This window comes from Citrobacter sp. Igbk 17 (assembly GCF_028069775.1).
GTDB lineage: Bacteria > Pseudomonadota > Gammaproteobacteria > Enterobacterales > Enterobacteriaceae > Citrobacter.
Genome location: NZ_JANEWI010000117.1, coordinates 1 through 232, shown reverse-complemented (window position 1 = coordinate 232; position 232 = coordinate 1). Strand labels below are relative to the sequence as shown.

The 232-nt window shown below is 54.3% G+C and carries 1 protein-coding gene; it reads right to left on the bottom strand.

The window, feature by feature from the left end; genetic code table 11:
- The coding region (locus NNO08_RS23065; protein WP_271457616.1) for a DNA adenine methylase at positions 1–232 on the bottom strand (232 nt) is incomplete at both ends.

Below are 232 nucleotides of genomic sequence, written 5' to 3'. Positions count from 1 at the left end.
GATTATCACCATGCCGGTCATCGTTCTGGCCACAGCTAACAGTTGCTCATGCCCTTCAACGGTCATTTCATGGTTGTAATAGCGGTTACCCTGTACGCGCGTTTCCGGCACATAAGGCGGATCTATGTAATGCAGAGTGGTATCGGCGTCGTGGGCGCGCATCACTGCCAGGGCGTCTTTGTTCTCGATAATGACACCCTGCAGGCGCTGGCATATCGCAGCCAGGTTCTCT